Source organism: Streptomyces sp. NBC_01294, from assembly GCF_035917235.1.
GTDB lineage: Bacteria > Actinomycetota > Actinomycetes > Streptomycetales > Streptomycetaceae > Streptomyces > Streptomyces caledonius.
The window spans coordinates 4,029,166-4,043,354 of record NZ_CP108423.1 but is presented as its reverse complement, the minus strand read 5'-3'; the positions used below and the strand labels follow the sequence as shown (position 1 = coordinate 4,043,354).

Annotated in this window: 13 protein-coding genes and 1 tRNA gene; 11 read left to right on the top strand and 3 right to left on the bottom strand. The window is 70.7% G+C overall.

All coding sequences use genetic code 11. The features are described 5' to 3' along the window. Positions 1–72 precede the first annotated feature (72 nt). The gene (locus OG534_RS18280; protein ID WP_326589122.1) at positions 73–1,398 is read left to right on the top strand and encodes a hypothetical protein; all 1,326 of its coding nucleotides are present in this window, start codon (positions 73–75) and stop codon (positions 1,396–1,398) included. On the opposite strand, the gene OG534_RS18275 is transcribed toward OG534_RS18280, so the two are convergent. Beyond that, positions 1,385–2,725 (bottom strand): serine/threonine-protein kinase, encoded by a 1,341-nt coding sequence (locus OG534_RS18275; protein WP_326589121.1) that lies wholly within the window; start codon positions 2,723–2,725, stop codon positions 1,385–1,387. The genes OG534_RS18280 and OG534_RS18275 overlap by 14 nt on opposite strands. Positions 2,726–2,769: 44 nt before the next feature. Beyond that, positions 2,770–3,318: a helix-turn-helix domain-containing protein gene (locus OG534_RS18270; RefSeq protein WP_326589120.1), complete on the bottom strand. Its 549-nt coding sequence runs from the start codon at positions 3,316–3,318 to the stop codon at positions 2,770–2,772. A 161-nt stretch (positions 3,319–3,479) separates the two neighbouring features. Here OG534_RS18270 and OG534_RS18265 point away from each other — a divergent pair. After that, positions 3,480–3,552: transfer RNA gene (locus OG534_RS18265), tRNA-Ala, on the top strand. A 55-nt stretch (positions 3,553–3,607) separates the two neighbouring features. Here OG534_RS18265 and ddaH (OG534_RS18260) read toward each other — a convergent pair. Beyond that, positions 3,608–4,474, bottom strand: coding sequence for a dimethylargininase (ddaH, locus tag OG534_RS18260; protein ID WP_385148928.1), 867 nt, complete (start codon positions 4,472–4,474; stop codon positions 3,608–3,610). A 338-nt stretch (positions 4,475–4,812) separates the two neighbouring features. On the opposite strand from ddaH (OG534_RS18260), the gene OG534_RS18255 reads away from it, so the two are divergent. From OG534_RS18255 to OG534_RS18215, 9 genes are read left to right on the top strand one after another with little or no spacing between them, the layout of a single operon-like run. After that, positions 4,813–6,126, top strand: coding sequence for a SidA/IucD/PvdA family monooxygenase (locus tag OG534_RS18255; RefSeq protein WP_326589119.1), 1,314 nt, complete (start codon positions 4,813–4,815; stop codon positions 6,124–6,126). 60 nt (positions 6,127–6,186) lie between these two features. After that, positions 6,187–6,555, top strand: coding sequence for a cupin domain-containing protein (locus OG534_RS18250; RefSeq protein ID WP_326589118.1), 369 nt, complete (start codon positions 6,187–6,189; stop codon positions 6,553–6,555). Beyond that, complete coding sequence (locus OG534_RS18245; RefSeq protein WP_326589117.1) at positions 6,552–8,171, top strand: class I tRNA ligase family protein; 1,620 nt, start codon at positions 6,552–6,554, stop codon at positions 8,169–8,171. Before OG534_RS18250 ends, OG534_RS18245 begins: the two co-directional genes overlap by 4 nt. Positions 8,172–8,188: 17 nt before the next feature. Then, on the top strand, positions 8,189–9,493 hold the full coding sequence (locus tag OG534_RS18240; RefSeq protein ID WP_326589116.1) for an MFS transporter: 1,305 nt from the start codon (positions 8,189–8,191) through the stop codon (positions 9,491–9,493). 14 nt (positions 9,494–9,507) lie between these two features. After that, positions 9,508–10,761 (top strand): ATP-grasp domain-containing protein, encoded by a 1,254-nt coding sequence (locus tag OG534_RS18235; protein WP_326589115.1) that lies wholly within the window; start codon positions 9,508–9,510, stop codon positions 10,759–10,761. Then, positions 10,754–11,578 carry a dimethylargininase gene (ddaH, locus tag OG534_RS18230; protein WP_326589114.1) on the top strand — a complete coding sequence of 275 codons (825 nt, stop codon included), beginning with the start codon at positions 10,754–10,756 and terminating at the stop codon, positions 11,576–11,578. The genes OG534_RS18235 and ddaH (OG534_RS18230) overlap by 8 nt, the downstream gene beginning before the upstream one ends. Next, the gene (locus OG534_RS18225; protein ID WP_326589113.1) at positions 11,575–11,910 is read left to right on the top strand and encodes a hypothetical protein; all 336 of its coding nucleotides are present in this window, start codon (positions 11,575–11,577) and stop codon (positions 11,908–11,910) included. The genes ddaH (OG534_RS18230) and OG534_RS18225 overlap by 4 nt, the downstream gene beginning before the upstream one ends. Beyond that, positions 11,907–13,685, top strand: coding sequence for an ABC transporter substrate-binding protein (locus OG534_RS18220; protein WP_326589112.1), 1,779 nt, complete (start codon positions 11,907–11,909; stop codon positions 13,683–13,685). The genes OG534_RS18225 and OG534_RS18220 overlap by 4 nt, the downstream gene beginning before the upstream one ends. Further along, on the top strand, positions 13,685–14,188 hold the full coding sequence (locus OG534_RS18215; RefSeq protein WP_326589111.1) for a YbaK/EbsC family protein: 504 nt from the start codon (positions 13,685–13,687) through the stop codon (positions 14,186–14,188). Before OG534_RS18220 ends, OG534_RS18215 begins: the two co-directional genes overlap by 1 nt. The last annotated feature ends 1 nt before the right edge of the window (position 14,189 follow it).

Genomic DNA, 14,189 nt, shown 5'->3' with positions numbered 1-14,189 from the left:
TTGTGCTGTTCTGTGACGAAATCTTACGTTATGCAAAGATTTGGCTTGCGCTAGCAACTCGGGGTGGGCGTGATGGGTCGGGTACGGACGACAGTGCGGACGGGAGCCGTGGCGGGGGCGGCGGCCCTGGGCCTCGTGGCGGGCCTGCCGGGGGCGGCGCACGCCGAGGGGGCCGCGCCCGGGCCCGTTCCGACGTACCGCGCCGCCGACGGCGCGAAGCCCGTGGAGGGCAAGCCGTCCACGGCGGACGCCCCGCAGATCGAGGCGGGCAGCGTCTACCAGGACACGCTCGGGCCGGGCGAGCGCGTGTACCGGCTCGTCCTCGACAAGGACGAGTCGAACGTCTACGTCTCCGCCGTGGTCCGGCCCGCGCCGGGCGCGAAGGTCTCCGGCGGCGACGGCATCGAGGTGGAGCTGATGACCACCGCCGGCCCGACCTGCGACGACAGCGCCGGCCGCGCCAACTTCGGCTACGACGCCTATCCCATCAGCGCGACCGGCGTCCGGTGGGGGGCGGAGGACGCGAACTGCGCGGCCGCCGGCGTGTACTACGCCAAGGTCACCCGCACCTCGGCCAAGGGCTACGACCAGAGCCCCTGGCCGCTGGAGATCAAAGTCCAGCGGGAACCCGGCCGCGGCGCGGGCGTCCCCACGACGGCGCCCAGCACCTGGCCCTCGGGTCCCCCGTCGCTGCCGGGGACCGAGGCGGTTCCCCGCGCCGGCGGAACCGGCTTCAACGACGCCCGCGCCCTGGGCGCCGGGGTGTGGCGCGACGAGATGCGGCCCGGCCAGACCCGCTTCTACCGGGTCCCGCTGGACTGGGGGCAGCAGCTCGGGCTCAGCGCCGAGCTGTCCTCCGCGACGATGACCAAGACGTACGGCTCCGCCTCGGGCGGGCTCACCGTCTCCCTCTACAGCCCGGCCCGGAGCCCGATCTCCGACAAGGACATCTCGTACGACGGCAAGCAGGCCGGGATCACGATGGGGAAGACCCCTCCCGTCGCCTACGAGAACCGCTTCGCGAGCGACCGGGCCGTCAAGCCGGTGGCCATCGCGGGCTGGTACTACGTCGCGGTGACGATGGGCGGGAAGGTCGCCGAGTTCACCGAGGACGCGACGCCCGTGCCGCTGACCCTGCGGTTGGACATCACCGGCACCCCCGCCAAGGCGCCCGCGTACAAGGGGAGTCTGGCCGCGGGCGGCTTCGGCGTCGACGCCGAGGACCGGACCGCCGCCGAGGAGGGGCTCACCGCACCGGAGGCCGCCGCGGCCGCCGGGAACCGCTCCGTGATGCGGGTCGTGGCGGGCGCCGGCTTCGGCACCGGGACGCTGCTGCTGCTCGTCCTGGGCGGCTGGATCCTGCTGGGCCGCAGGGGACGCGGCGCTACAGCCGCGTGAGCGCCCAGACGCCCACCGCGAAGCAGACCAGCGCCGCGGCGAGCAGCGAGGCCACCGCCTTCGCCGGGGGCGGGGCGATCCCGCGGGCCTTCCGGGCCGGCGGCGCGGCGGCGGGGACCGACGGGGCCATCCCGGTCGCCGCCGTCGGCCCGGTCGGCAAGGTCGGCGGCGGCAGGTGGAAGCTGCCCGTCTCCGAGGGCCCGTACGCGGGCACCTGGGCCGGGACGGCCGGGTACGGGGTCAGCGGGGCCGTCGGGGTCACCGGGCCGGTCGGCGCCAGCGGGGCCGTCGCTGCGGTCGGTGCCGTCGGCGCCGTGGCAGCCGTACCGCGCGGATCCGTACGGGCGGGCTCCGTGGCCACCGTCACCGAGGCCGAACCGCCCGGCTGCGCAGCGCCGGCGCCGGCGCCGGACGCCTGCGCGGCCACCGCCGCCTTCGTGGTGGTGGCCGGCGGGCCCTGCGGACCGAATCCGGGCGGGAGCGGGCCCAGTTGGTCGAACACCTCCACCGGATCCTCGTCCGGGGCGGGCGGCGCCAGCATCTCCACGGCCTCGGCAAGGGCCTTGCGCGCCCCTGTGGCCGTCCGGAACCTGCTCTGCGGGTCCGGCTGCAGGAGGCCGGCGATGACGTCCCAGAGCGGCGCGGGAACGCCCTCGGGGGCGCTGGGGGTCCCATGGGCGAGGAAATGCTCCACCAGGCCCTGGGAATCGGGCTTGCTTCCCTTGAGGAGGTACAGGGCGACCAGCCCGACGGCGAAGAGGTCGGCGGGGAAGTCCGGCTCGGCACCCAGCAGTTGTTCGGGGGCGAAGTAGCCCGGCGTGCCGACCACGTAATCGGTCTCGGTCAGCCGGGGCTCGCCCTTGCGCATGGAGATGCCGAAGTCGGACAGCCGCAGGTGCGGCCGCCCGGTCCCGGTGGCCTCCATCAGGATGTTGGCCGGTTTGATGTCACGGTGGACCACGCCTTCCGCGTGCACCGCCGCCAGCCCCGACAGGAGCTGGTCGAGCAGTGTGCACACGAAACGGGGCGGCAGGGGCCCGTAGTCCCCGATCACGTGGGCGAGGGAGCCGCCGCCGACCAGGTCCATGGTGAACAGGACCTTGTCGTCGTCGGCCGCCCAGCTGGCGGGGGCCAGCACGTGCGGGTGGTCGATCCGCAGCGCCTGCTCCCGCACGAACCGCAGGAGCGTGTGGGCATCGCTCTGCAGCAGGACCTTCGCGGCGACGTACCGGCGGCGCCGGTGGTCCCAGGCCCGCCACACGGCACCCGCGCCACCGCGCCCGATCGGATCGATCAACTCGTACCGACCGGCGAAGATCTCACCCATCGCTGTGCCCGTCCCCCGTCACCCGTCGTCCGCCCTCGTACGTGTCAGTTCTGGTGGGCCTCGTAGTGCGCCACCGCGTCGGCGGTGCGGCCCGCGCCGTACACCCGGAGGAACTCTGCCAGTTCCGGGTGGCTGGGGGCGAGGGTGTTCGCCGCGTCGATGATGTCGCCGGCCGCGGAGACCGAGCGCAGCAGCGACTGGATCTCGCGGACGACCCGCTTGACCGTGGGTGCGCCGGAGCTGGTGGTGGTCTGGCCGCTGTTGCTGAGGACGGAGCCTCCCTGGGTCTTCTTGATCTCGTCCATCCGGTCGGTGGCCTCCGCCGCGCTGACGCTTCCGTCGGCCACCTGGCCGGCGAGGTCCTGGAGGGCCTGGACGCGCTGCACCACGGCCGGGTTGCCGATCTTGGCACGCTGGCCGCTCATCAGCTGGGACAGCATGGGCGCCGACAGTCCGAGGACGGCAGCGAGGCGGGCCTGGTTCAAACCGAGGTCATCTATGAGCCGGCGGAAGAGCGCTCCCAGCGGCTCCCCGTACCAGCTGCGCTGAAGCTCTCTGGCTCTGGCCGTGGCCTCTTGCTGTACTGCGTCCACTCTTACTACTCCCCTTCGCTGGTGCGAACCTCGCGAGCATCTTACGGAGAGTGGTCGCACGGCGGGAGTCCCTATCATTTTGCGAGATGAGGGGGTACACCCGGTACTCTGTTCTGCGGAACGACCACTCTCCCGCGAGGGAGAGGTGCGTCCAGTTCCACGGGGCCTTAGCTCAGTTGGTAGAGCGCTGCCTTTGCAAGGCAGATGTCAGGAGTTCGAATCTCCTAGGCTCCACATGCAAGACCCTCCTGACCTGCGGAAACGCGGTCAGGAGGGTCTTTTTTCTTGCTCAGCGGTCGCGCAGCTCCAGCGTGCAGCACTTGACGCTGCCGCCGGCCTTGAGCAGTTCGGAGAGCTCGACCCCGATCGGCTCGAAGCCCCGCGCCCGCAGTTTGGCGTGCAGGCCGGTGGCCGCGGCGGGCAGGAGCACGTGGCGGCCGTCGGAGAAGGCGTTGAGCCCGAAGACGGCGGCGTCCTCGGCGCAGGCCAGGACGGCGTTGGGGAACATGGCGCGCAGGACGGCCTGGCTGCCCTGGGAGAAGGCCGCCGGGTAGTACATGATCTCGTCGTCCGACAGCACGGAGAGCGCCGTGTCCAGGTGGTAGTAGTCCGGGTTCACCAGGGTCAGCGAGGTGACCGGGAGGCCGAAGAACTCCTGGGCCTCCGCGTGTGAGCGCGGGTCGGTGCGGAAGCCGGTGCCGGCCAGCAGGCGGCGGCCGACGGTGAGGATGTCGCCCTCGCCCTCGTTGACGTACTCGGGCCACAGCGTGTCCTTGTAGCCGCGGCCCTCCAGCCATCTCAGGTACGCGGGCCCCTCCGCGGTGCGTTCCGCGTGCCGGAAGCGGGCGCCGTAGACCTTGCCGTCGACGACGGTGGCGCCGTTGGCCGCGAACACCATGTCGGGCAGGCCCTCGATGGGGTCGATCTCCTCGACGACGTGGCCGAGTTCGAGGTACAGGTCGCGCAGCCCCTCCCACTGGCTGACGGCGAGCGCGTTGTCCGTGCCGTGCTGCGGGTTCATCCACGGGTTGATCGAGTACGTGACGTCGTAGTGCCGGGGCCGGCACATCAGCAGACGGCGGCGGGTGGCGACCCGGGTGGGGCTGTCGGAACGGTAGAGAGCGCCGGCAGGGGTGATGGGCTCGGTGAGCGGCACGAGGGCTCCTTCATGGGGTTTCGACGGAGGCCCGGCCGCCCGAGGGATGGTTCGGGCCGGCCGGATGCGTGTGACACGACTGATCACATGCGCCCCATGGAAATGGCGCCCCGCATTGACCGGAAGCGCCGGAGAACACCGGCCAATCAATGCCCCGACCAGGGGCCGGTGCCGAGTTGATTGTTCGTGTCCGAAACGCCTTCCGGGCAATCGGGCGCTCCCGTCGAATGTGGTCATCACCCGGTTTTCGGGAGCCAACGCAAGTACGGGAACAGTGGCGAGAACCGTCCTGAACGACCGTACAAACCCGTCCACCTGTTCCATCTGGAGGTACTTCCATGGCGCATCGCAACGTCGAACTGCTCGCAGTCGGTGCAGGTCCGGCGAACCTCGCCCTGGCGGTCGCCGTCGAGGAGCTCGCTCCCGAGCTGGCCGGCGACACCCTGCTGATCGAGCGTGAGCAGGACATCGTCTGGCAGCGCGGGATGCTGCTGCCCGACGCGCTGAGCCAGGTCTCCTTCCTCAAGGACCTGGTCACCATGCGCAACCCGTGCAGCCGGTTCTCCTTCGTCAACTTCCTGCATTCCCGGGAACGCCTCGACGCCTTCGTGAACCTGGCCAGTTTCGTTCCCTACCGCAGCGAGATATCCGAGTACCTGCAGTGGGTCGCCGATGAACTCGCCACGGTCCAGGTCGAATACGGCCGCGAATGCACCGCCGTCGAGGCGCAGACGGGCGACGACGGCGAGATCGCCGGCTGGCTGGTCACGCTCGCCGACGGCGACACCATCGGCTGCCGCTACCTCGTGATCGGCGCGGGCCGGGACGCCCACGTCCCCGCCGTGTTCGACGGTCTGCCGGCGGAGCGCGTCATCCACAGCACGCAGTACACGCAGCGCATCGCCGGCGTGCGGGCCGACCTGCCGCACCGCGTCGCGGTGATCGGCGGGGCGCAGAGCGCGGCCGAGCTGTTCGGCGCCGCGCTGCGGGACCTGCCCGAGTGCAAGCCGGCCATGATCATGCGATCCATCGGCCTGAACGGCTACGAGAGCAGCAAGTTCACCAACGAGCTGTACTACACGTCCTTCATCGACGAGTTCTACGACGCGTCGCCCGAGGCCCGCGAGCAGCTGCTCGGCGAGATGTACCGCTCCAACTACGGCGGCCTGTCCCCCGCCACCCTGGACGGCCTCTACCGGCAGTTCTACCAGGACCGCCGCACCGGGCAGGAGCGCCTGGCGATCCACGCGATGACCGACGTCAAGGCCGCGCGGATGGACGGCGAGGAGATCGTCCTCACGCTCGCCGACCGCAAGACGGGCGCCGAGCGCGAGATGCGCACCGACCTGGTGCTGCTGGGGACCGGCTTCGTCCGGGACATGCCGTGGGCGGTCAAGGCCCTCGCGGAGTCGATCGGCCTCGACGAGGTCAACGTGAGCCGGCACTACCGGCTCGACCTGGGCCGCCCGGCGACCGCCGCCTGCTACCTGCAGGGCGTCAACGAGGCCACCCACGGCATCGCCGACTCGCTGCTCAGCGTGCTCGCGGGCCGTTCCGCCGAGATCACCCGGGACATCGTCGCGCACCGCGGCACCGGACCGGTGGAGATCCCGGCCCCGGAGCGCGAGCTCGCGCTCGCCGGCGCGGTCTGAGCACCCCGACCGCGTCCCCCTCACGAGCCGTACCCGCCTGACGAGGAGAGAACGACCCCCATGCTCACGAAGCAACTCGACCGCGACGGACTGACGCACGAGAACGGCCTGGACGCCCAGCGCCTGCTGCCCTGGCCCGAGCTCAACGCCCCCTTCGAGGGGTCCTGGTGCGTGATCCGGCCCGGCACAGCGTCGACGGCGCACGCCCACCACGAGTACGAGATCTTCATCGCCGTCGCCGGCTCCGCGGTCCTGGAGTCGCAGGGCGTCCGCAGGCCCTTCACGACCGGGGACATCGTCCACTTCACCCCCGGCTCCGAGCACCGTGTGATCAACGAGTCCGCGGAGGACTTCGAGATGTACAGCGTGTGGTGGGACCTCGACATGACACAGCGGTTCGCAGCCCGCCACGAAGGAGCCCAGGCATGACACGCCGTACGGTCATCATCGCGCCGCCGCCGACCCCCAACGGGGACCTGCACACCGGGCACCTGGCGGGCCCGTACCTGGCGGGCGACGTCCACGCACGCTACCTGCGGGCGTCCGGCCGCCCGGTGATCTTCACCAGCGGTACCGACGACAGCCAGACCTACGTGGTGTCCAGCGCGGCGCGCGCCGGTCTGACGCCGGAGGAGCTTGCGCTGCGCTCCGCGACGCAGATCCGCGCCACCCTGGAGGCGGCCGGGATCTCCGTGGACGGCTTCGCCCCCTTCGACAAGGGCTACCGCCAGACCGTCATCGACTTCGTCACCGACCTCCACAGCGACGGCGCCTTCCGGCTCAAGACCGTGCGCCTGCCCTACGTCGAGGCCACCGGCGAGTACCTCATGGAGGGCCTGGTCGCCGGCGACTGCCCGGTGTGCCTCCTGGAGAGCCGCGGCGGACTGTGCGAGTCCTGCGGACACCCCAACAACTTCGACGAGCTGCTGCACCCGCGCTCCACCGTCGACCCGGACGCCGTGGTCACGCACCGCGAGGCGCAGATCCTCGTGCTGCCGATGGAGGAGTACCGCGACCGCCTCGCTGACTACTACGTCCGGCACCGGGACGTGCTGCGGCCGCACACCGCGCAGCTGGTCCGCGAGGCGCTGGAGCGCCCGCTGCCGGACTTCCCGATCACCTATCCCACCGGATGGGGCATCCCGGCGCCGTTCACCGAGACGCCGGGGCAGGTCCTCAACGCCTGGGCCGAGGGCATGGCCGCCTCGATGTACTGCACCTGGTACGCGGCCGAGCAGCTCGGTGAGCACGCGGACCGGTTCGACGAGCACTGGCTGTCCGAGCACGGCATCGAGCTCGTGTACTTCCTCGGATTCGACAACGTCTACTTCTGGGGAATGACGCACCTGGCCCTGCTGATGGCGCACGGCGCCCGGTACGTCGAGCCGCACGCCATCGTGTCGAACGAGTTCTACGAACTGGAGAACCAGAAGTTCTCCACGAGCAAGGGCCACGTGGTCTGGGCCGCCGATCTGGTGGCCGAGGTGCCGCGCGACCTGGTGCGCTTCTACCTGGCGCTCACCGCGCCGGAGCACTCCCGTACGAACTTCAGCCGCGAGGCGCTCGCCACCCTGGCGAGCTCCCGGCTGGTCGAGCCGTGGAACCGGCTCGCGGGACGCCTGGACGAACTGCAGGCCGCGGTCCCGGCCGACGCGCTGCTGGAGGTGTCCGAGACCGGCGCCGCGCACGCGGCGATCGTCGTCGAGCGCTTCCGGTCCCACTACGAGCTGGAGAGCTTCAGCCTCCACCGGGCCGCGGACCTGGTGGTCGTCCACCTCGACCGGCTGCTGAAGCAGGCGGACCGCGTCGCGGCGGACGTACCGGGCGACCTCGGGGACCTGGTCCTCGCCGTCAGGACGCTGACCGCGTGCGCCGCTCCGCTGCTCGTGGACCTCGCCGCCCGTGCCGAGCGGGCCGGCGTCGGCCTGACCCTTCCGGCCGGCCCCGTCGCGGCCGCCCCCGTCGCTCCCCTGCGACTCCCCCTCCTGTCCACCGAGGTCGGGGCTTTCGAGTCCTTGGCCGTGCCGGTCGACATCCGAGCCTGACCTCCCGAGGAGCAACTGTGTCCACGATCGCCCCATACCGGCCCAATCGGGCAGAACGTCTGCTCATCCCCGCGACGTTCATCACCAACCTGGGCAACGGCATCCAGCTCACGGCCGCCTCGTACCTGGTGTTCTCCGAGGAGAACACCATGCTCGCGGTCAGCTGGCTGATGATCGCCGTCACCATTCCGCAGGTGGCGCTCTCCCTCTTCTTCGGCAAGCTCGCCGACCGCTTCGACCGCCGCACGCTGGCGATGATCTCGGACCTGGCCAGTGCGGCCGCGGCGATCGGCCTGCCGATCTGGCTGGCCCTCGGCGGTGACCCGTCCACGGTCAGCTACGTCGCCAGCTTCGTCCTGTCGATCTCGGCCGCGCTCTTCTTCCCGGCCAGCAACGCCCTGATCAAGGAGCGCATCCCCGAGGCCCGGCTCGCCCAGTTCAACGGCAACGCGGAGATCGCCATCCAGGGCGGCACGCTCGCCTCGGCGGCCCTCGGCGGCTGGGTGATCGTCTGGGTCGGCACCACCTCGCTGTTCTACTTCAACGCCATCACCTTCCTCCTCTCGGCCGCCCTGCTGTTCTTCATGGGCCGCCGTCCGGCCGACGTGGTCCTCAGCGCCCCGGAGGCCGCGGCCAAGGCCGCGGCGGCCGCCGCCGCCAAGCTGTCCAGTGCCCGCGCCCCGCTGGCCCGCCTCGCGGTGCTCTACATCATCGGCAACATCGTGATCATCGTCGGCAACAGCATCATGCTGGTCCTGGTCATCGAGGGCTTCAAGTCCAACGCCGGCTACCTCGGCATCGTCGACGCGCTGTTCGGGATCGGCGCGCTGTTCGCGGCGTGGGCCTTCAAGAAGCTGAGCGCCAAGGCGACCGTCCTGAAGACGGCCCTGATCGGCTACCTCGCCTTCTCCGTCCTCCTGGTCCTGGAATCGATCCACCTCTACTCGATGATGGCCGTCATCCCGTTCGCGGCGATCGCCTTCTGCGTGGCCCGCATCTCGGCCCGTACGGCCCTGATGAGCGCGGCGCCCGAGGAGCGCACGGGCTTCGTGTTCGGCGCCACCAACGCCTTCGGCCTCGCGGCCGGCACCACGGCCGTCGTCCTGATCTCGCTCCTGGTCGACGCCACCCACGTCCGCAACGGCTTCTACGCCCTGTCCGTGCTCACGGCCCTCATCGCGACCGTCACCGTCATCTCCCTGCGCAAGCACGACCGCGAGGTCGCGGCTGCCGCCGCCGCCGAGCAGGCCGCTCCGGTCGCCGAGTCCGCCGCCTCCGACACCGAGACCGTGGTCGCCGAGCCGGTCCCGGCCAAGGTCTGAGGGGGGAACCGGAGATGAAGCTGCTCGCCATCGAGGCCAGCCAGAACGCCACCTACTACGTCTCCCGCTACCAGCAGATCCAGGACCGCGGAGCACAGGTCTACGTGCTCAACGGCCTGGGCACCGAGGACTTCTGGGACGCGGAGCGCTACCGGATCGCCGGATCCAAGCACATCGAGGACATCGTCACGGCCGCCAAGGTCTGGCACGCGGAGGAGGAGTTCGAAGGGGTCCTGACCTTCTCGGAGTCCGGGGTCGTCACGGTCGCGGTCGTCGCCGACGCGCTGGGACTGCCGACCATCGGGTTCGAAGCCGCCCGGACCAGCCGCAACAAGCTGCTGATGCGCCAGGCGCACGAGCGCGGCGGCGCGGCCCACCCCGGCTTCCGCTACGCCCCCGACGCCGAGGCCGCGGTGGCCGCCGGCGCGGAGCTGGGCTACCCGCTGATCCTCAAGCCGACCCTGGGCGCGGCCAGCAACTTCGTGTTCAAGGTCGACGACGCCGAGGAGATGCGCGCCCGCTTCGAGGACGCCACCCGGGGCATCGAGACCATGTCCTGGGCGCTGATGGAGGCGGACGGCCTGGACCTGGGGCCGAACGGGATCATCATCGAGGGCTACCTCGACGGCCACGAGCACCTCATCGAGGCGCTGGCCTGGGACGACGAGGTGTACCTCGGCTCCATCGTGGACCGGATCACCGTCGAGAGCGGGACCTTCGACGACGACGTCCACCACGCGCCGAGCTCCCTGACCCCCGAGCAGGTGGCCGCCGTCCACGAGGTGGTCCGGGACGCGGCGCACGCCCAGGGACTGCGCCGGTCGGTGCTGCACGCCGAGGTGAGGTTCCACCAGGGCAAGCCGTTCATCCTGGAGATCGCGATCCGTCCCGGCGGCGGCGGTCTCGACCACATGGCACGGATCAGCGCGGGCCACGACCCCATCCAGTGCGTGGTGGACGTGGCCCGGGGCACCCGGCCCGACGTCTCGCACTACGCGCCGACGTCCGTGCACACCGCCGCGATGTGCCTGATCAGCGGGGCGGGCACGGTCGAGTCGATCGAGGTGCCGGCCGACGTCGCCGAGGACCCCGCGGTGTTCTTCCTCAAGATCACGGCCGGGCCGGGGACCGTCGTCAAGCGGCCGCCGGCGGGCAACACCATCCTCGGCTTCCTCGGGGCCACCGGCACCTCCCTGACGGAGGCGCTGACCACGGCCCACGTCCTGGCCACCCGCATCCGTACGGAGATGAGGCCGGAACATGGCTGAGCCGACGGAGCGGCGGTCCACGAAGCGGTACTACCTGATGTGCCGGCCCACCCACTTCGAGGTGAGCTACGCGATCAACCCGTGGATGAACCCGGACAAGCCGATGGACGCGGGCCTCGCGCTGGCCCAGTGGGAGCGGATTCGGGACCTGTACCTCGGCTTCGGACACGAGGTCTCGTACATCGACCCGGTCGAGGGCCTGCCGGACATGGTGTTCTCCGCCAACGGCGCCACGGTGATCGACGACAAGGTGCTGATCGCGAAGTTCCGCCACCAGGAGCGGGCCGCCGAGGCCGACGCGTACCGCGCCTGGTTCGCGGACCGCGGCTACGGCGAGGTCCTCGTCCCGGAACACGTCAACGAGGGCGAGGGGGACTTCGCCCCGGCCGGCCGGCGCGTCCTGGCCGGCGCGGGATTCCGCAGCGACCCCGTCGCACACGAGGAGCTCCGCGCGTTCTTCGGCCTTCCGGTGGTCGGCCTGACCCTGACCGACCCGCGCTTCTACCACCTGGACACCGCGCTGTGCGTCCTCGACGACGACCTGGTGGCGTACTACCCCGCCGCCTTCTCCGAAGAGAGCAGGGAGGTGCTGCGGGAGCTGTACCCGGACGCGATCCTCGCCACCCGGGACGATGCCGAGGCCTTCGGTCTGAACGCGGTGAGCGACGGACTGAACGTGGTCCTGACGGAGACCGCCACGGACCTGATCGATGAGCTGCGCGCACGCGGCTTCGAGCCGCACGGCGTGGACATGTCGGAACTGCTGAAGGCCGGCGGCGCGGTCAAATGCTGCACTCAGGAGATACGACACCGGTGATCGACTACGACGGCAGGAGTTTCCGCAACACCGGTTACCCGTCCGACCAGGACGCCCCCGTCGGCCACTACCGCCAGGAAGGCGACCTGCTCTGGGCGGACTTCGACGGAGGTCCGGTCCGCCGGGGCTCGCTGAACGGGCGCGTGGAGCCCGACGGGAACCTCGAATTCGCCTACACGATGGTCCTCGCGGACGGCGAGGTGGTCGCCGGGCGGTGCTGGAGCACCCCCGAGTTCCTGGACGACGGACGGATCCGGCTCAACGAGCGCTGGGAGCGCTACGGCGCCCACGCGGACAGCGGCGAATCCGCATTGGAGGAGGTACCGAGATGACCCCGCCCACCACCCCGCTCCGCGGGGGCAGCGTGACCTGGGCCTGCACCAGCGGCTTCAGCCCGGTCTTCATCTTCCCGTTCACCCCCGGCGAGTACTACGGGGTGGCCAACCTGCACGAGTTCCAGACGCTGATGTACCGCCCGCTGTACTGGTACGGCAGCGGCGGCCAGCCGACGGTCGACTACGAGCGCAGCCTGGCCGAGCCGCCGCAGTGGAGCGAGGACGGCCTGACGGCGACGATCACCGTCAAGCCCTACAAGTGGTCCAACGGCGAGACGGTCGACGCCGACAACGTGATGCTGTGGATGCACCTCCTGGAGGCCGAGAAGGACAGCTTCGGCGGCTACACGCCGGGCTTCTTCCCGGACAACCTGGCCGGCTACGAGAAGGTCGCCGACGACAAGGTCAGCTTCACCTTCGACCGCGCCTACTCGCACAACTGGGTGCTGATGAACCAGTTCAGCACCATCACCCCGCTGCCCAGGGCATGGGACCGCACCGGCGACGACCGGCCGGCCGACGCCACCCACGACCCGGCGCAGGCCTCCGCGGTCTACGCCTACCTGCGGGCCTGCAACGACGAGCGCAAGAGCTGGGACACCAGCCCGGTGTGGAGCGTGGTCAACGGTCCCTGGAAGCTGAGCAGTTACACCATCGACGGGGTCTCGGGCGAGGCCGTCCTGGTGCCCAACGAGAGCTACTCGGGCCCCAACAAGCCCTACCTGGACGAGTTCCGGCTGGTGCCCACGGCCTCGGACACCGAGCAGTACGAGATGCTCCGCCGCGGCCCGGACGCGCTCGACGGCGTGCAGATCGGCTTCCTGCCCTTCGACGAGGTCACCGAGCCGGCCGAGGACCCGCAGCGCGGCGGCCCCAATCCGCTGGGCGAGCACTACGATCTCGTGCCCCAGCTCACCTACAAGATCCATTACTTCCCGATCAACTTCAACAACCCGACGGTCGCCGGAAAGATCTTCAAGCAGCTCTACTTCCGCCAGGCCCTGCAGTCCTGCCTCGACTCCCGGGGCGCCATCCGCGACGTCTACAAGGGCTACGGCTACCCGACGACCGGGCCCATCCCGGCGCTGCCGGACAGCCCGCTCCTCTCGCCCGCCGCGCACGGGGACCCGTACCCCTTCGACGTCGACGCGGCCCGCCGCTTCCTGACCGAGAACGGCTGGGACACCAGCTCCACCCCGGGTACGTGCGTCCGCGAGGGCACCGGACCCGGGGAGGCGGGCGAGGGCATTCCCGCCGGCACCCCGCTGCGGTTCTCGATGCGGTACGCCAAGGGGCACGAGACCCTGACCGAGGTCATGCGGAAGTTCGCCGCCGACGCCGCACGGGCCGGCATCGAGATCGTGCTGACCGAGGTCGAGGCGAGCGTCCTGGTCCTGGAGGACACCACCTGCACGCCGGGCCCCGACAGCCCCTGCCTGTGGGAGTTCAGCGACTGGAACGGCGGGTGGGGTTACGGCCCCGGCTTCTACCCGACCGGAGAGGCCCTGTACTCGACCGGCTCCTCGGTCAACTTCGGCAGCTACAGCGACCCGAAGGCGGACGAGCTGATCGCCCGCACGGTGGTCAGCGACGACCTGGAGGACCTCTACGCCTACCAGGACCACATCGCGCAGCAGGTCCCGGTCATCTGGATGCCGAACTTCCCCTTCCGGCTGCTGGAGGTCGCCAAGGACCTCCAGGGCGTGGCCCCGGTCAACCCCTTCGGGCTGATCAACCCCGAGGACTGGCACTACGTCGGCGAGGAGCGGTGATGTACCAGCGGCTGATCGACCTCCTCGACGGGCACCGGGCCCGCTACCGGCTGATCGACCACCCGGCCGAGGGCCGGACGGACCTGGCGAGCGTCCTGCGCGGCCACCCGCTGGAGCAGGCCGCCAAGTGCATCATCGTCCGCGTCAGCATCACCAAGCGGGTCGGCAAGTACGTGCTCGCGGTGGTGCCCGGGGACCGGCAGGTCGACCTGGACGCGGTCGCCGCGCTGTTCGGCGGGGGCCGCACGGCCTTCGCCACCCCCGAGATCGCCGAGCGGCTGGCCGGCAGCGTCTGCGGCACGGTGATGCCGCTGAGCTTCCATCCCGATCTGCACCTCGTCGTCGACGAGGGCCTGATCCTCACCGAAGAGCTCTACTTCAACGCGGCCCGCCTGGACCGCTCCGTGGCCCTGTCCACCCCCGACTACCTGGCCATCGCCACGCCGCAGGTCGCGGCCATCGCGACGGCCGGGGACCGGGTCCTGACCCACTCCGCGAGGTGAC